Below are 18,263 nucleotides of genomic sequence, written 5' to 3'. Positions count from 1 at the left end.
ATCAGTCCCGTTCGGGCTCAGACGCGGATTGTGTCAAACCGGCGGCGAAGATGGGCTCGAAGAGATATCCCTGAACCCAATGCGCGCCACAGGCCTGGGATAGGTGCAGGTCTTCCTCGTCCTCGACACGTTCGACCACCACATGCGAAGCGCATCTTCGCGCCAGACGGATCAGCGCACCCAGATGTACTCGTGCGCATCCGTTCGAGCGGGCCCGATGCAGATATCCACCATCGACTTTTGCAATGTCCACACCCAGTTCCATAAGACTCCGCACGGAACTGTAGCCTGCACCGATGTCATCGAGAGCGACGCGACATCCGAGCTGTTGCAGCGCCCGGACGAAGTCCGCGACTGCGTCGATGTCGGTCAGCGGCGCGCTTTCCGTCAACTCGATGACGAGCCGTGCCGCGACCTGAGGCTCCCCGGCAAGGGTTTCGATGACCGTCGACCGCCAGCCGCCGAGCGCTGCACTCTGAATTGACACGTTACAGCCCAGCGACATGCCCGGATGCGCACGCAGCGTATCGATCACGGTCGTCACGACCCATCTGTCGAGGCGGCTCACCAGTCCGAGCCGTTCGAGAGCGGGAATCCATTTGCCTACACTGACCGGTACGCCATCTCCGGTCCTGCACAACAACGCCTCCCAATAGCTGACGCTCTCCGTACCGGTCGCGCTGCAGACCTTCTCATAGCGGAAGCACAACTCGTCGCGTTCCATCGCGCCTAGCAGTTCCCCGGCAATTTCCATGTCCCGCGCGTATCGGGTCCGCCACTTTCCGGTGCCCATGCGCATCTCCGCGGATGCTTCTTTTTCGGGGTCGAACGGTGTGCCGTCGCAGGTCGGGATCGATGCACCGATGGCTGCGCGGATCGGGCCCATCGACGTGAACACCGGCGCGTCGCCCAGCGCCGCGACGACCGCATCGACGATGCTATGGTCGCTGCAAACTGCGTGAGCGTTCGCCAGGTCTTCAGGAACAGCACGGTCAATCAGAACGACAATCTGCTCTCCGCTGCGCGTCATGATGCCCGACTCGCGCGTACAGAAATCGCGAGCGCGCCCGTGCACAACATGCCTGACGTTCAGCGCGGTTGCGGTGCCGTAAGCGCTTTCAATGTGCGCGAGGTTACGGATTGACGCCACGATGCACAGTGAGTTCCTGCGTGCGGTGCTCTCGGACACCGGACTTTCGTTCGCTGCCTCGCATGTGCCCTGCACATTTTCCTCCTCCGCTATTGAAAGCGATCTGACCTCCGTTGACCGGCGGACGAGCCGAAGGCGATTGCTCATCGCGGCACCGTAGGTCGCGATGCGTGACGGAAGGCAAGCTCGTGCACGCAGGCTGTTCTACCGCTCCGTGCTCGTCGAATCACTCCGGGACGTGCACGGACAGAAGGTTCTTTAGCACTGCGCCGCAGCACAAAGGCGCACATGCGGGTTATCAAGCGCGCTGCCGCTTGATCGGCGGCAAAGATAGTTGAATTAGTGACCACAGGACATCATCGGGTATTGGTTTAACCATTGCATCCTTCCAAGGAGGCAACGATAAGGGAATCGGAGCATAGTCCGGCTAACAGCTCCGTCGGCCTATTGATTTACGCTTTCGTGTCCAACACAATTCCCCGCAACCTGCATGGCGGGTCTTTCTGGCTGTGGCGGGAAGATGCACCATGACCCGTCACGGTGGCGAAAAAAGAACATTGCCCTTGAGCCCGCCCCATTGTCTGCGACGACACAAACGTAGCGCCCGTGTCCGGATCGTCCGTAATGGCTGACCCGAAATCCTCTCTTCGGGTCAGGCGCCAACCAGTCCTGCACCATATTTCTCAACGACAATCCTGAAATCGCCATAACGTTCCTCGTTCCGTGAAGGGACCCGACCAAGAAGTGTTGAACGCTACTCAGGCCTGATCTGTCCGGATCGAGCGCAAAGATGCGCCATTTGCAGCTGAAGTTAGGTCGCCCGCGATGCTGGATCGAGAGCCAAGATGGCCGGCATGCGCACTCCTAAGCGCACGAAGCACGAGCTCGGCGATATGCAAGACCGGTCGCTTCGCACCTTGTTCGATTTGCTCACGGCAACTGAAGCCGTTCGTCACGATCAATGCATCCGACGGCGCTGCGCGCAAAAGTGGCAGTAGCTTGTCTTCCGCCACTCTCATCGACAGTTCATAGTGCTCTTTGTTGAAACCGAACGATCCAGCCATGCCGCAGCATCCTGTAACGAGCAGCTTCCAGCGCACACCGAGTTTGTCGAGCAGCGCGGTTTCGCCATGCATGCCGAACAGCGATTTCTGATGACAATGCCCGTGCACGATGACATCGGCATCGAGCGTCGGCCACTGAAATTCCGTTTCGGCGAGGAAGTCCGACAAGAGATGCGTTTGCGCCGAGAGCTTTCGCGCAATGTCATCCTGCGGCAACTGCTTGAGTAATTCGTCCTTGAACACGGACAGACAACCGGGCTCAAGTCCGACGACCGGAACGCCGAGCAGGATGTCTTCCGATAGCTCGTCGACCGCGCGTCGCAACAAGGCCTTCGCCTGGTCAATGAGCCCGTAGTCATACAGCGGACGCCCGCAACACAGACGCTTGTGAGGCAATACCACGTCGTATCCGAGCAGTGTCAGGACATCGAATGCGGCGCTTGCAATTTGAGGCGAGAAATGATCGTTGAAGGTATCAACCCACAGAATGACCTTGCCCGTCTGCTTTGCATTCGGATGCCTGTCGCGTACGCGATGACCATCCGCAAGTTGTCTGAACGGTTTCGACGCGAAAAGCGGCAGATCGCGCTGCGGCGCGACGCCCGCGACCCACTTGCTGATAGGCGCGATGAAACGCGACGACGTCATAAGATTCGTGAGCCACGGAAAACGACTCGCCAGCGGCGCCCATTGCCCGATCCTGCCCATAAACATCGCCTGCCTGGGCCGGCGATGACGCTGGTAGTAGTGAGACAAGAACTCGGCCTTGTACGACGCCATGTCGGTATGCGTCGGACAGTCAGACTTGCAGCCCTTGCACGCGAGACAGCCATCTAGCGCTTCCTTCACCTCGCGGCTGTTCCATCCGTCGGTGATAACTTCTCCTTGCAGCATTTCCCAGAGCAGATGCGCGCGGCCACGGGTCGAATACTTTTCTTCGCGCGTCGCGCGAAAACTCGGACACATGGTGCCGCCATCAAGAGAACGGCACTTCCCCATGCCGATGCAACGCTCCACCGCGCGCTGCAAGCCATCGCCTTCGCGGCTGGCAAACGTCAGTTTCGTCGTGAGCTTCACGGGCTTGTACGACGGTCCCATGCGCAGATTCTCATCCGCGCGGTACGCGTTCACGACCTTACCTGGATTCAGCCGGTTCGCAGGATCCCAGATGGCCTTGAACTCCTCCATTGCCCGCATGACTTCGGGCCCGTACATAATCGGAAGGAACTCGGCCTTCGCTTGTCCATCGCCATGTTCGCCGGACAGTGACCCGCCGTAGTCGACAACAAGTTGCGCCGAATCGCGCAAGAATTCGCGCCACCTGAGCACGCCTTCCGGCGTTCGAATATCGAACGTGATTCGCGCATGCACGCAACCGTCGCCGAAGTGTCCGTAAAGGCACGTCTCGTAGCCGTAGCGGTCGACCAGCGTCTGGAACTGACGCAGATAATCGCCGAGACGCATTGGGTCGACCGCAGCATCTTCCCAGCCGACGATCGGGTCTGGCGTAGCCGGATCGATCGACAGCGAAACAGCGGATGCACCCGTCTCACGAATCGACCAGATCTTCTGCTGCTTCACCTTCTGCTCGACGACGAAACTCGTGACATTCTCACCACCCAGGCCCGCCTTGAAGTACCCATCCGCTTCCTGCGCTTGCGAAAGCGCGTCGTGAACCGTGTCGGCGCCGAATTCGAGCACGACCCAAGCGTCGCCTTCAGGCAGCAGCGCGATCTCTTCCGATTTCAGTCCGCGCACCTCCAGACCACGAATGATGCCGCGATCGAGCCCTTCGATGGCGAGGGGTGAAAAGCGATTGAAATGCGGTACCGCATCCGCCGCTGTGTAAATGTCCTTGAAGCCGAGCACCAACAGCACGCGACATGCCGGGCTATGCACCAGTCGAACCTTGGCCCGAAGCGTCACCGCGCACGTGCCTTCCGTGCCGACGAGCGCGCGCGCCACGTTGAAGCCGTTCTCCGGGAGCAACTGGTCGAGATTAAAACCAGAGACGCGTCGTTTGATTTGTGGAAACTCGTCGCGGATGTGACCCGCGTAGCGGTCGCGCAAATCGCGCAGCTTGCGATAAATCTCACCGCGCCTTCCACCTTCGCAAATGATGGCATCGAGTTCCGCGTCGCTCGTCGGGCCTACCCAGAAGCGCGCGCCATCGTAAGTGGCGATCTCGAGCGCCTCAACGTTTTCCACGGTCTTCCCAGCCATCACCGAATGCGCCCCGCACGAGTTGTTGGCGATCATGCCGCCGAGCGTGCATCGGCTGTGCGTGGCCGGGTCGGGGGCGAACGTGAGGCCGTGCGCTTCGGCGGCGTCGCGCAGCGTGTCGCAGATCGCGCCCGGCTCAACGATGGCCGTGCGCGTCTTCGCATCTACCGATACCACGCGATTCACATACTTGCTCGCGTCGGCCACCACGGCCACATTCACGCACTGCCCGTTCTGCGAGGTACCCCCTCCGCGGGTCAAAAATGGAACGTCCTTGCGACGGCATACGTCGAGCGTTGCGACAAGATCTTCGATATCGGCGGGCACGACGACGCCGAGCGGTATCTGCCGATAGTTTGATGCATCGGACGCATACAGCGCTTTGGAGCCCGCGTCGAAACGCACTTCGCCGCGCACCCTCGCACGCATTTCAGCTTCTAAGGCTTGCAGAAGGGGCAAGCTCGCCTGGAACGGTCTGGCTGATTTCACGTTACTTCGCTGCCTTGGCTGTCATCTTGAAGATACCGGTGGCGTTGCCCGCATCGAAGCGCAGGTCTACCTGCCAACCGCGCTTTGCCTGATCGAATTCACGCTTGCGCGTGATGAACTCATAGAACGAGCCCGGCACCTCTCGGGTAATCTCGTCGCCATCGGACGAACGGAAAGCGCGCCGCACTGTATCCGCCCTATAAGCCGTCTGGAACACGCGCCCAGAACGCGAACGTTCGACATCGGGCTTCATCGGACGACCCTTCGACTTCTCATCCTCCGAAAGGCTGAATACGTCCTCGACACGATCTGTTGCATGATTGAAGGCATTCCCCTCAGTCGCGATCCATGCCATCTCCGCCGATTCAAGCAGCAACGTGTCGTAATCCGTCTCTCGTGGAATGGCGTGCTGGCGCGAGAATGCGCCGACGATGACGGGCAGCAACTGTTCCGCCGCGTCGCCGGGCAACGATCCGTCGCGCTCCAGGTCCGAAAGCTGTGAGATCGCGAGCGCCGTCAACGGATCTTTGGATGAAGCGACGACGTTCGTCACAGCCTGCTGGAACTCCTTCGAAAAACGCTCCGGGTGTAGCTCACTGACGAAGAACTGGGCGATCTCATCGGGTGCGTCCTCGTGCGCATACGCACGGCCGGTCATGCCGAGCTTGACGAGTGGATAGCGGCCGTTGAGCCTGAAGCCGAGCGGACGAAGAATCCGAGTGAACGCGGCCTCGCCGGGCGGCAGCGCGCCGTTGTGGGGCCAGCGCACCGTGCGCAGCGCTCCGTGATCGAAGAACACTGACCCGCCCTTCGCAATCGCTTCCTTCGTGTAGGTGCGGCCGTTTTCCGACCGCTGTAGAAGATCATCGAAGAGCGCCATATTCATCGCTTGCGCCAACTCGGCGCGGGTTACAGTGCCTTCTTCCCAGTCGTTGAGAATGGAGGGGAAATTGAGCGTGGAAAAAAGGACGCGAGTCTTTTCTTCGCCAAGTAGGACATCGAGCAGTCTGGATACGTTTGCGTTGTGCATTGATCTATTCTCTTGAACCCGCCGCCGCCGCGGAGTACGTGTTTGATGGTTTGACTTGGCCCATGGCCTTACTTTCTGCGAAGGGATCCGGCCTCTACGTCGGTGATCAGCTTTTGATCGTGACGGCTTTGGTAACCAAATAAGGTTCCAACGCCTCAGGACCGCCTTCCGAACCGTAACCGGAATCCCCGACGCCGCCGAACGGCATTTCAGGCCACGGCGTAGCGCCCTGATTAATCCATAGCATTCCAACATTCAGGCGTTGCGAAAGCTGATGTACGCTCTTCACGCAATTCGTGAATGCGTATCCCGCAAGTCCATACGGAAGCCTGTTCGCTTCTGATATCGCTTCGTCGAGGGCATCGAATCCTCGTATCGCAGCGACAGGACCAAATGGCTCCTCATTGAAGATCGCGGCGGTTAATGGCACGTCGGAAAGCACCGTAGGCGCGAAAAAATTGCCTCGATCACCGATCTCGTTTCCACCCGTCAACAACCTGGCTCCAGACTCACGTGCGTTGCTCACGACCTCTTTCATGGCCGCCAAGCGACGCTTATTTGCCAACGGCCCTAGCGACGTGCTTTTTTCCAGACCGTCACCTATTTGCAACTGTTCGGCATACGCGACCATCGCAGCCTCGAACGACCCGCGCAAGCTGTTATGCACGAGGAATCGCGTGGGCGAAACGCAGACCTGTCCCGCGTTTCTGAATTTTGCGGCACCTAAAACTTTCGCAGCCTCCTCGACATCAGCGTCTGCAGCGATGATGACTGGCGCATGACCGCCCAGTTCCATCGTCGTCCGTTTCATATGTCGGCCGGCCAGACTGGCCAGCTGCTTGCCGATAGCCGTTGATCCTGTGAACGTGACCTTCCGAACTGCTGGATAGGAAACAAGAAACTCAGAAACTTCCGCAGGATTCCCGAAGACGAGACCTAAAACGCCCCGAGGAACGCCTGCGTCCGAAAATGCCCGAATAAGCGCCGCCGGCGAGGCGGGCGTCTCTTCCGGCGCTTTCACAATGAAAGAGCAGCCCGTGGTCAGCGCGGCCGACAGCTTTCGAGCGATCTGATTAACCGGAAAATTCCAGGGCGTAAAGGCTACGACCGGTCCGACCGGTTCCTTCAACACGAGTTGTTGAACATTCTGACTTCGCGACGGAACGACGCGTCCATAGACGCGCAAGCCTTCATCAGCGAACCATTCGATGATCTCCGACGCCGAGAAGACTTCCGCCCGCGCTTCAGCAAGCGGCTTTCCCTGCTCTTGCGTTAGGAGGGAAGCGATGGTCTCGACGCGCTCCCGCAGAAGCATTGCCGCGCCTCTCATTATCCTCGCTCTTTCAACCGCTGCGAAGTTGCGCCATTCAGCGAAGCCCGCTTCTGAAGCGGATGCAGCGCGTTCAAGGTCCTCCTTTGCCGCGCAGGCGACCACGCCAATCCTTTCGCCGGTCGAAGGGCTGATCACATTGATGGTCGCTCCATCAAGTGCGTCACACCAAGTTCCGTTAATGAAAAGCTTGGTATCTGAATAGGTCATTTAACTACCTTCCGTCATAATGCAGCTCAACGCGACTTTGCGAAGACGCTTCGCGAGTCAACTTGCGACGTCGTTGGTGACGCTTCTCAGGTGAGAAGAACGTATATCTTTCGAACTGCCTCGGTGACTCTCAAAGTTCCTGAGAAGCCGGCGGGGATAACGCCCGTGTCGCCCTTGGAGAATTCAGTCTGTGGTGTGGTTTCGCTCTCGAGCGAGAAGGTACCCTCCAGGACGTGGAAGATCTCGTTGCGGTTTGATGGATAGACGAACTTCCAGGCGCCAACCTCTGCCTCCCAGAAACCGACACCCGGACGTGATGGTTCAAAGTCCACCAAAGGACGGCTGATTCTCTTCGGCCTACCAGTGATTAGCATTTCGTCAGCGGGATAGCTCATATTCTCCTGCAGCTGAGTCGGGTCGATCTTACAAACCCGTTCGAAAGTCAACTGTTCCATAGCTTCTCCTAATAAAAAGCGCTGTTACGTTGCCCGTGTCATAGGGCAACGCGTAAGAGACGGCGCATGCGGGCCCTTCGGGCACCTTCGTGCTTAGCTGCTGACACCTGGTCTGCACGCCGCCGCACGCCAGCTCCCATAGCCCGACGAGCCCGCACGCGTGGTTGAAAATGGCGCTTCTAAAACAGTTATGTTCCGTCCACAAAACGTCCTTCCGCCGCCATGTCGACCAGTGGTCGACGGTCACTCGGCACCTCCTTTGGCTGGAGAAAATGCGGAAGTAGCGCAGCATCCCCAGCCCGACCCACTGCTACGCAAGCTTCGATTGAAAAATCGTCTGGAATGCTCAGTTCGCTACGGATGTGGTCGCTGTTGATCCCTGCAAGAGCATGAGCGCCCCACCCTATAAGGCTAGCCTGCAGCGCAAGAAACGCCCAGGCAGCTCCAGCGTCAAATGAATGCGTGGGCAACGATAGTTGCTCATCTTTTCCAGTTATCCGAAATGTCCGCTTTCACATAACCACAACGATCGCCGCGGCACGGACTGCCCACGAGCGGTTGAAGTCATTCAAAAACGAAAGAAACGAGTCCCAGTGATCCGTGTCCCGATGGACGTAAACAAACCGCCAAGGCTGAGAGTTATAAGAGGAAGGAGCCCAACGGGCGGCTTCGAGAATAATGAGAACGGTACCCTCATCGATAGGATCCAATGTGAAGGCGCGAGGTGACCAGCGCTCGACGAACTGCGTATCGATTGGATAGCTAGGTATGCGAAGCGTTTTGATAGCCATAGTCAGAGCTCGATAACGATCTATTCGAAACCAAAAATAGACGCAACATTTGAGACGGATGTCTCAGGAGTCACGCCTGAGTCTTAACCTATTCAAGAAATCAATCGACACCGCCGGTGCCACCCCGGGGTTAGAAGAGTCTCTGCGGAGTCATACAGGAGGTCTGCAAGCTGCGGCCACCTCAGCGAACCATCGGTCACGACACTCCTTCATAAACAAAACAAATGTTCGCCCTACTTTCGACAACGGGCGAGACCTTGGGTATAGCAGTCCAACCCTGAAGGTAATGCAAGGGTCTACGAGACGAACATCGACCCGATCAAGGTATCCGTGAACACTGAATGGATCGATAAGACCGACACCCATTCCCAGTGCGGCCAACTCGCATGTTGAGTGGGAGAACGAGGTATCGACGCGCATGACACGGTGTACGTCTCGCGATTCGAAAAGGCGATCAACATGCGGCCGGGCTTGATAGTGCGCCGTGGTGGAAATAAACGTACGCCCTTCGAAATCCGTCGGTGAAAGCATCGACTTTTCCGCGAGCTGGTCCCCCTTCTTCATGACGGCGTAGTAGGGAACATTACAGAATTCGTCTACTGAAAGGTCCTCGCGGTCGTAAGGTACTTCTGCAAGGCCAAGATCGATTCGTTCCGTCGCAATCCAGTCTTCCACCTTCGTGGAGCTTTGAACATCCAGTGAGATATCAACGTCTGGATGAGCTTCACAAAACCGGGCTATGACTGCCGGCAAAAAAGTTATTCCTAGGGCCGGCATGCATGCGATCGAGACGCTGCCTACGCGAAGTTTCCTCACATCAGCGGCAAGTTCCCCGATCTTTTGGTACGCACGAAATGTGTTCTCTACTTGCTCGTGGATCATCCTTCCTTCAGGCGTCGGCACCAGCCTGCCAGCAGCGCGGTTGAACAATGTCACGCCGAGCTCCTTTTCGAGCTCGGTGATCAAGCGACTCACCGATGGCTGAGACAGCCCCAGTAAGTCCGCAGCACCGTTTACAGTGCCGACCATCATAGTCGTGCGGAATGCTTCAAGTTGCCGGATGTTCATAGTTTCCCAGTTGATAGCCCACTTTCAACAGCCATCATCTATGTTTCGGACCAGCGTCGCAAGGATGTACCGACCATGGTGTTCTGACGGTCGGGCCTTCCTGGTGCTTCGCGGCTGGCACCACTCAATAAAGATTCGGTCACGATGAGCGATTACACTGGCCGACAATCCGTTCGACTTGAAGCACCGGCGTCCGCAGTCAAATAGTCAGAGGTGCGCTCCGTGCAAAACCGCGTTCGTGCCACAGAAGGCATCCCGCATCAGCGGTCTCATTAAATGCAATCTCTCTGATCACTCCAACGATGATGGAGTGGGTGAATCCGTCATGCTGATCACTGATTTCACAGTCCAATGCAACCGTTGCATCAGCCAGGACCGGTGCACCGGTCACGAGAGATGCCCATTGGTTGGAAGTGAAGCGGGCTTGCCCTTTAGTTTTGCGAAATGTGTCAACGACCCCGCAGTGCGCTGTCGAAAGGAGATTTACGGCAAAACTACCTGCCCTCAGGATCGCGTCGTGGGACGAAGCGCTCTTGTTCACGCAGACGATGACCGACGGCGGTTCGTCGGATAGACTGCATACCGATGTAGCGATGAGGCCGACCGGCTTTGCGTCGTGCATTGCGGTAATAACTGTAACGCCGGCAGCGAACAACGACATCGCCTGCTGGAAGTTAGCTCTTGAATCGATGGTTTGCATTTGGTCACCTGCCTGGACTATGACGGATCACGCAAGCTTGAAGATGCTGGGTTTGAGGCCAAGGTTCTCGCGCAGAGTTCGTCCTTCATAGCGATCCCTGAACAACCCGCGGCGGCGCAGTTCCGGGATGAGGAGATCACTAATGTCTTCCATGCCGCCCGGAAGGATGGCCGGGCAAAAATTGAAGCCGTCGGCGCCATCATTCTTGAACCACTCTTCCATCTCATCAACGATGTCGCTCGCAGTTCCAATCGCGAGGCGTACCCAGAAAGTCGATGCGACGCGCTGGTAGAGTTGCCGAATTGAGAGTTTCTCGGTACGAGCCATCTCCAAGAGGTTTGATGCGATGCTCCTGAGTTTCTGACCACCGATGTCCGGCACCGGCCCGTCAAGCGGATACCCAGACAGGTCGCCCAGTGCGTTATAGAGCGAGGCCAGACCACTCAGCGGGTGGATAAGCTCCTGAAGCTGGTCGAACCTGTCTTGCGCCTCTTGCCTGGTCTTACCTACGAACGGTGTAATGCCCGGCATGATTAGCAACTCTTCGGGCTCGCGACCATACTTCGCAAGCCGCGCCTTAAGATCGCCGTAGTAATCTTGCGCATGTTTCAGGTCGTGCGAGTTACTGTAAACCACATCCGCGCATCTAGCAGCAAGTTCACGTCCGGCCTCGGAAGCTCCGGCCTGCACGATGATCGGCTCTCCCTGCGGTGTGCGCGCCGAATTCAGTGGACCCCGCACCTGGAAGTGCTTGCCCTTGTGATCAGGAACGTGCAACTTGTCTTCGTGGTAGAAAAGTCCGCTTTCCTTGTCTCGGACGAACGCGTCATCCTCCCAGCTTCGCCAAAGGGATTTGACGACATCGACGAACTCGTCGGCTCGTTCGTACCGGTCCTCATAAGCAAGGTTCTCGTTCCTGTTGAAGTTTTGAGCTTCCTCATCTGACCATGATGTGACGACATTCCATCCGGCGCGGCCACCGCTGATGTGATCGATCGAAGCGTATTTGCGCGCGATGTGAAATGGTTCGTTGTACGTGGTCGAAGCGGTTGCCACCAGGCCGATATTTGACGTCGTCGCGCCCAATGCGGCGAGGAGTGTGATCGGTTCCAACTCAGCATTCCGCATGTCACGCGCAAGAGATCCTTTCGGATTGTCATTGGCGCGGATCCCGAGACCGTCAGCAAAGAAAACCATGTCGAGATGCGCTGCTTCCGCCTTGCGGGCCGTGCTCAGGAAGTACTCGAAACTGAGCGCGCCGTCCGCGGGCACGTCCGGATGCCTCCAGGCGGCCACGTGATAGCCGAGATATCGCATCGAGAGGCCGAGCCTCATTTTTCCGTCTTTGGTCATTGCAAGCGCTCCCATTCGTGGACTGTTCCGCCCGAAACATGGCGGTATGGGTGAATATTCGCGCTTCACCGTCCGATAAACAATGTCGCCAAAAGCGGCCGACTATTTGAAAAGTGGATAAGGGTATCCCCTTATTCTTCGGGTAAAGGCTAGACGGATCCGGTGTACTGCCTGCAACGCAGCCCTGCATCTCCGGCGGTCTGTGCAGTGCGCACCGGTAGCCGCGCTTATCGACATCGACGTTGGAGATCGACGGCCAAGAAATGCTCGGTGCGCGAGGCAATGAGTTTGCCGAGTGAAGTCTGTCCGTATCCGGGGAAACCCTCTATACGAATTTCAAATACCAGACCCTTTTTGACGGCATTGTGTCGTTCACGTCGACGGCACACCATCCTACTCATGCCACCCGTGCATGGCCCGGCGGCGCAACGAATAACCACCGCAACTGAAAGACACCGATTTCGGCGGCGAATGCCAAGAAGCGATGTCTCTCTCTGCCGCTGCTGTCGCGACGCGACGCGCGGCGATACACCCGTTGGGCTGCTCGCCAGCACCGACTGCAAAGGAAACAAGATGCCGAACAGAGCCAACACCCTTGACCCCATCGTCTGCCCGAAGCCAGCAACAAGTTGGATGCGCGATGTTATCGCCGCAAACTTTGGCACATTTTTCGAATGGTTCGACCTGCTCGTCTACGCAATGTTCGCAATCACTGTGTCGAAGCTATTTTTTCCGACCGGCGACGAACAATCGGCGCTGTTGCTTAGTCTGCTCACTTTCGCAAGCTCATTCCTCATCCGTCCGGTCGGTGCGATCATCCTGGGCGTGGTCGCCGACAAACATGGCCGGCGTTTCACGTTAAGCCTCACGGCGTTTCTGATGCTGTGCGGCACTGCCTCGATCACACTTGTGCCCACATACGACAAGATCGGCGTGTTCGCGCCGGTAATTCTAGTCGCGGGACGCCTGCTCCAAGGCTTCTCAGCAGGCGGCGAATTTGGAGCGGCCAATTCATTTTTGACCGAACAGGATGCGAAGCGCAGGGGGTTTTTTGGAAGCCTGCAATGGTCGACGTCAGGTCTCGCCGTACTGGTGGCGTCGCTCTTCGCCTACTGCGTGAATCGCTATCTGTCGCCGCAACAGGTCGAATCGTGGGGCTGGCGTCTGCCATTCGCCTTTGGCTGTCTGATAGGACCGATTGGTCTCTATATCCGACGAAAGGTGAACGAGACGGTAGCGTTCGCGCAGGCAAGTGCAGCGGTTCGCAAGCCGTTGCGCGAAACGGCGCAATCCCATATGTCGAGCGTGCTCATGGGGGCGGTCATTTCAGGCGCCGGTGGCCTCGCTAGCTTTATGAACATCTACATGCCGACGTTCGCAATTCATAATCTGGGAGTCAGCAAGGACGCAGCCTTCCTGTCGTCGACGCTCAGCGGCCTCGTATCCGTCGTTTTCCCGATAATCGGCGGCATCGCAGCGGACCGGCTCGGCACCGTCAAGGTGATGCGTGCCGCGCTACTGTGCGGCATGGTGCTCATCCTGCCGCTCTTTTACATGCTCACGCGTGCGCCGAGCACCGCAACGTTGATCACATTCCAGTGCACCCTTTCACTGGTGTTCTACAGCTTCTACTACGCGCCGGTCGGCTCGTTGCTCTCACAACTGTTTCCTACGTCCTGCCGTACCACCGGCTCGTCGCTCGCCTACGTAATCGCGATGACGCTGTTCGGCGGACTCACGCCTGTCGTGACCAACCTTCTCGTGAAATTGACGGGCAGCATCATGTCGCCGGCCTATTACCTGATAGTGATTTCGACTCTGGCGCTCGTGGCTCTGATCGCCAGCCGCAAGCGCGTCAACTGACATATCTCCGAGCTAACATGCTGCCCATTCAAGAAATCACATTGAAACCCGAATTGCCCAAGCAGGTCTCCGTCGCAATTATTGGCGGCGGAATCATTGGAATCAGTTGCGCGCTTGCGCTGGCGCGCAAAGGTGTCGACGTCGCGGTGTTCGAAAAAGGCGCGATCGGTTGCGAACAGTCTTCACGCAACTGGGGCTGGGTGCGCTCCATCGGACGCGACATTAAGGAACTGCAACTGTCTGTCCTCGCTAACGAATTGTGGCAGTCAATCCAGTCGCAAATCGACGTGGGCTACCGGATGACGGGACTCGCATATCTTGCGAAAGACGAGTCGGAGATGGCGCTGCATCAAAAATGGATCGATGCATCCGGCGCCAGCGGTGTCCGCGTCAGCCTTCTCGGCAGGGCCGAACTCGCGAGCTTTCTCCCACAGTCGAGCCGCACATGGGACGGGGCGCTGTATAGCGCGACCGACGGTGTCGCCGAACCCACGATGGCCACACGCGGCATCGCCGAACTCGCTCGCGCGAGCGGAGCATCCATCTTCGAGCACTGCGCGGTGCGCGGCATCGACGTGTCGGCGGGGCGCGTGTCGGGGGTCGTGACCGAGCACGGCGTCGTGAAATGCGCCGACGTGGTACTGGCAGGCGGCGCATGGTCGCGGCTATTCTGCGGCAACCATGCAATTGAGTTTCCGCAACTCAAGGTCCATGCCTCCGTGCTGCAAACCGCACCTATCGACGCTAAACTGAATGTCGCAATCAACGGGGGCGACTTCACATGCCGCAAACGCTGCGACGGCGGGTACACAGTGTCGAAACTCGGTGCCTCGGTCGCCGACCTCACGCCCGACAGCATTCGCCTGAGCACGAAATACCTGCGGGCCTGGCTCAAAGAGCGCAAGTATCTGCGACTCCGTTTCGGACGCCCCTTTTTTGATGAACTGAAGATTCCGCGCCGCTTCAGCATTGACCGCCCGACGCCGTTCGAATCGTACCGCGTGCTCGATCCTGAGGCGAACAACGGAATGCTCAACGACGCAATGAATTGCCTGAAGCAGACCTTTCCGTCGTTCGCCAATGCGACGATTGCACGTACGTGGGCAGGTATGATTGACGTCACGCCCGATGCGCTGCCGGTTATCTCGAAGGTCGAGCAGATACCGGGTTTCTATCTCGGTTCCGGCTTTTCAGGCCATGGCTTCGGCATAGGACCGGCCGCAGGCGCTGTGCTCGCCGATCTGGTGACAGGCGATCGCACACAGGTCGGCATCGAAGACTTCGCCCTAAGCCGTTTTTGCTCGTAGGGATGGAGGTTCCTCCTTTGACGGCGGGACCCATAGCTCGCACGGCTATATACATCCGCCACCGAGACGCCTTCGAGCCCAATGGAGCTCGGTGTGCGCTCAGCGGAGCGGCGGAAATGCTTGGGTGCGGGTTCGAGACCCGACGCAAACGCACGCGACGCAACGAGTTTCTTGACACGATGAACACGATCGTTCCGTGGGCCGAACTGTGTGCGCGGTAGTCGAACTGTATTACCGGAAACGCGGGGTCGCCCGCCGATTCGTTCGGAGCCGATGCTGTGGATTCTCTTCGTGCAGCGCTGCTTCAATCTGGCCGAGCTCGCTTGCAAAGAGGCCCTGTATGACACCACCAGCCTGCGTCGCTTTGTGGGCATTGATCTGGGCTGGGAAGCCGTACCGGATGTGACAACGCCGTCAAGTCCGACGCCTGCTTAAAGCACCAACTCTGCGAACGGCTCTTCGCCGAGGTACGGGGAGTGTATCGACGCCACTGCCGTTGTCTGCGCGGTGCCGGCACCGCAGGACGGGCCGGGCCACCCGCGTACGTGCACACGGCCAACACCGACGACACGTCATATATCGCGCGGCGTGCAGCAACGACCTTTCGGAAGATTGCGTCGGACTCCGGCGGTCGAGTCGGAGACAGCCGGAGATCGTAAAAAGCAGCGTCGCCCCGGGTTCACCCCCTAGGGTGCTGCGATTCCCGATAACCCTTCACCGCCTGCGAGACGGGTAGCTCAGACACGGGTCACAGCCTCATATCGCGCGCCGCACGCAAAAACGTATCGAGCAGCGGCACGCAGTCGAGCAACTCAGGGCCGCCTGCGCGGTGGAACTCCGGGTGCCACTGCACGCCGACGACGAACGCCGCGCGCCTATAGCGGATTCCTTCGATGATCCCGTCGTCGGACGACACGGCCTCGATGTTAAGATCGCGACCGAGCTCACGGATCGCCTGACGGTGGATCGAGTTCGCGATCACTTCCCTGCGCCCCGGCAACATGCTCGCCAGCGTCGAGCGTTCCGGAAAGCGGATCGCATAACGGTGCTGGCTGTAGCGCTCACTCACGTGCGCGTTCGCGGTCGGCACCTCGGTCGCGATGTCCTGATACAGCGATCCGCCGAATGCGACGTTGATGAGTTGACAACCGCGGCACACACCGAGCACCGGCTTGCCCGACTCTACGAACTCGTGCAGCACTCGAGCGCGTACATGTCGTGCACCCGATCGCCCGGCCATTCCGGCCGTGCGTCGGATGCGGCGTAGGTTTGCGGCGACACGTCCGCGCCGCCTTGCAGCAGCCCATTGAGATGCTTCGCGTAGTCGCGCAGCCGGATGTTGCTCGGATGCAGCGTCCCTTGGTGCCCGACGGTCGGGATCATGAACACGAGGACGTCGCGCGACATCACACGGTGCGCAATCGATTCCTCCACATACTGCAGAGTCTTACCACGCAACCCCGGCGCGCCGGGCTTCGGATGGAAGATCCGTGCTGACACGCCGATGCGCAGCGTGCGCTGCGAGCTTCGCTGGCCAGCACGATCGAACACGCGCAGCGCGCGCCGCAATGATCCGGCCGAGCGCCGACCATCGCCTGTCGCTACGACGCAGGTACGTGCTGGTGCCGCCGACGCCGCGCCGGCCGGCGGTGGCCGCAATGATTCGAAATCCGGCTGCGCCGCGAAGCCCGGCGGCATGCTCGCCTTGGCCGCGGCGGCGGCCCCCGATCTGGCGAATAGCGCGGCGGCGGGTGATCCGGCGTTGGGCGGCGAAGTAGCCGAATCGGTAGTTGAACCGGCCGACGAAGCATCGGGGGCAGTAGCCAATGAATCTTCGGCGTCGGGTGCAACCAGCGCGGCGAAGTCGCCACCTGTCGCACACCGGCGTCAGTGGCATCGTGCGCGGGCACGGTCTGGACCGGTGATGCGGCGGACAAAGGCGTGGTATCGCTCATGACGAGGGTCTGGCTCGTCCTTTACGCGAATAAAGAGACCAGAGATATATATCTTTCAAAAGTACCACAGGTAGACGGAGCGCCGTCCACCCGTGGACCATTGTTCTGCATCTTTGGATGTCAGAATCGGTGACGCATACCGACAACCACCAGTGTCTGGGAGTTACCGTTTCCAGTCAGCCCATATGAACCGACCGACGCGACTGCATCAACGAGCCCTCCTGCGGCCGTCCGCTGCGTTCCGCTCGCATGCTGGTAAGCGGCAACCGCGTAGAAGTCCGTGCGCTTCGACAAGGCGTAGGTAGCGCCCGCCGTCACCTGGTTATACGTTGCAGACGTGTCACCTCCAGCGCGGGTGTAGATGTATCCGAGTCCGCCGAGGACACTGGGACTAATCTGATAGAGGGCATACACTTTTCCCGAATTGAAGTGCTGCTGCGATTTGAACGTCGACTGCGCGTCCGCGTTAAACGCCGCGTAGCTATACACAGCTCCGAGCGTCAGCGCAGAAAGCTGATAGCGGGCCGCTGCATGCGCTATTCCGATCGTTGCAGCAGTTTGATAGCCGTTGCTGATGGGTCCGTCAAAGATCGAATCCATCGTACCACTCCACGTGGTCCGAAGCTGTCCCGAGGCGGCCGCAGTATTACTTCCATGAAGATAGCCTGCCGCGATGCTCAATGCTCCGCCAGTGTAACTGGCTGCCGCAGAGTAGGTATTTCCTGACCCAGGCTGCCCAGCCACACCATTCAGTGCGTACAGTCCTTCAAACTGGATACCTCCAAACAAGGGGCTAACGTATTTGATTGCGTTCGAGATGCGCGCACTGTTGTCGTTGTTATCGACGTCTCCGGGAGTTGTGGCTGGAGATCCGAAGACGCTTTCGAGTGTCAACCCTTGAACCTTGTCAACCACCGGATCATACTGCCGCCCCAGCTTAAGAGTACCGACACTGGCGCTCGTGATACCGACCCACGACTGCCGGCCAAATTCGCGCCCACCTTGACCAAATGCGCCGGTGCCGACATTAAAACCATTTTCAATCTGAAAAATTGCCGCCAACCCACCACCCAGGTCTTCTACGCCTTTCAACCCCCATCGATCACCATTGAGATTACCGTTCATCATCACATAGCGGCTGCCTTGATTGGTGTTGACGTAGCCAAAACCTGCGTCAATCAAACCGTACAAGGTAACGCTCGATTGCGCATGAGCCACGCCGACGAGTGCGGTTGACGCCAACACAATAGCAGCAGACTTTTTCTTGTGCATTTG

General features: G+C 58.5%; 11 protein-coding genes and 3 pseudogenes. 3 read left to right on the top strand and 11 right to left on the bottom strand.

The window, feature by feature from the left end; genetic code table 11:
* Window position 1: 1 nt before the first annotated feature.
* From C0Z16_RS04250 to C0Z16_RS04205, 9 genes and pseudogenes are all read right to left on the bottom strand, one after another.
* The gene (locus C0Z16_RS04250) at window positions 2–1,189 is read right to left on the bottom strand and encodes an EAL domain-containing protein (RefSeq protein ID WP_158244472.1); all 1,188 of its coding nucleotides are present in this window, start codon (window positions 1,187–1,189) and stop codon (window positions 2–4) included.
* Between the two features lie 719 nt (window positions 1,190–1,908).
* Entirely contained in the window at window positions 1,909–4,866 is a 2,958-nt protein-coding gene (locus C0Z16_RS04240; RefSeq protein WP_244201162.1) for an FAD-binding and (Fe-S)-binding domain-containing protein, read from the bottom strand.
* Window positions 4,867–4,927: 61 nt separating this feature from the next.
* Window positions 4,928–5,956 (bottom strand): DUF1338 domain-containing protein, encoded by a 1,029-nt coding sequence (locus tag C0Z16_RS04235; RefSeq protein ID WP_102630913.1) that lies wholly within the window; start codon window positions 5,954–5,956, stop codon window positions 4,928–4,930.
* Window positions 5,957–6,062: 106 nt separating this feature from the next.
* Window positions 6,063–7,496, bottom strand: a complete 1,434-nt coding sequence (locus tag C0Z16_RS04230; RefSeq protein WP_102630912.1) for an NAD-dependent succinate-semialdehyde dehydrogenase — start codon at window positions 7,494–7,496, stop codon at window positions 6,063–6,065.
* A gap of 86 nt (window positions 7,497–7,582) precedes the next feature.
* Window positions 7,583–7,951, bottom strand: coding sequence for a cupin domain-containing protein (locus C0Z16_RS04225; RefSeq protein ID WP_102630911.1), 369 nt, complete (start codon window positions 7,949–7,951; stop codon window positions 7,583–7,585).
* 188 nt (window positions 7,952–8,139) lie between these two features.
* Window positions 8,140–8,742: pseudogene (locus C0Z16_RS04220) on the bottom strand (nitroreductase family protein).
* A 150-nt stretch (window positions 8,743–8,892) separates the two neighbouring features.
* Window positions 8,893–9,810, bottom strand: a complete 918-nt coding sequence (locus C0Z16_RS04215) for a LysR substrate-binding domain-containing protein (protein ID WP_102630910.1) — start codon at window positions 9,808–9,810, stop codon at window positions 8,893–8,895.
* Between the two features lie 199 nt (window positions 9,811–10,009).
* Window positions 10,010–10,510, bottom strand: coding sequence for a flavin reductase family protein (locus C0Z16_RS04210; RefSeq protein WP_102630909.1), 501 nt, complete (start codon window positions 10,508–10,510; stop codon window positions 10,010–10,012).
* 27 nt (window positions 10,511–10,537) lie between these two features.
* The gene (locus C0Z16_RS04205; RefSeq protein ID WP_102631013.1) at window positions 10,538–11,863 is read right to left on the bottom strand and encodes an LLM class flavin-dependent oxidoreductase; all 1,326 of its coding nucleotides are present in this window, start codon (window positions 11,861–11,863) and stop codon (window positions 10,538–10,540) included.
* A gap of 270 nt (window positions 11,864–12,133) precedes the next feature.
* Between C0Z16_RS04205 and C0Z16_RS04200 the strand changes: the two genes are divergently transcribed.
* From C0Z16_RS04200 to C0Z16_RS04190, 3 genes and pseudogenes are all read left to right on the top strand, one after another.
* Window positions 12,134–13,726: an MFS transporter gene (locus C0Z16_RS04200; protein WP_244201161.1), complete on the top strand. Its 1,593-nt coding sequence runs from the start codon at window positions 12,134–12,136 to the stop codon at window positions 13,724–13,726.
* 17 nt (window positions 13,727–13,743) lie between these two features.
* Window positions 13,744–15,033 (top strand): NAD(P)/FAD-dependent oxidoreductase, encoded by a 1,290-nt coding sequence (locus tag C0Z16_RS04195; protein WP_102630907.1) that lies wholly within the window; start codon window positions 13,744–13,746, stop codon window positions 15,031–15,033.
* A gap of 116 nt (window positions 15,034–15,149) precedes the next feature.
* Window positions 15,150–15,503 (top strand): annotated as a pseudogene (locus tag C0Z16_RS04190) (transposase); the annotation flags it as partial.
* A 278-nt stretch (window positions 15,504–15,781) separates the two neighbouring features.
* Here the strand turns inward: C0Z16_RS04190 and C0Z16_RS04185 are convergent.
* Together C0Z16_RS04185 and C0Z16_RS04180 are read right to left on the bottom strand one after the other, a co-directional pair.
* Window positions 15,782–16,860 (bottom strand): annotated as a pseudogene (locus C0Z16_RS04185) (gamma-glutamyl-gamma-aminobutyrate hydrolase family protein).
* Between the two features lie 248 nt (window positions 16,861–17,108).
* A complete protein-coding gene (locus C0Z16_RS04180; RefSeq protein ID WP_102630906.1) occupies window positions 17,109–18,260 on the bottom strand; it encodes a porin in 1,152 nt (383 codons plus the stop codon).
* Window positions 18,261–18,263: the final 3 nt, after the last annotated feature.

It is taken from the genome of Paraburkholderia rhynchosiae (genome assembly GCF_002879865.1).
Taxonomy (GTDB): Bacteria; Pseudomonadota; Gammaproteobacteria; order Burkholderiales; family Burkholderiaceae; genus Paraburkholderia; species Paraburkholderia rhynchosiae.
The sequence above is the reverse complement of the archived record's forward strand: the minus strand, read 5'-3'. Positions and strand labels throughout refer to the sequence as shown.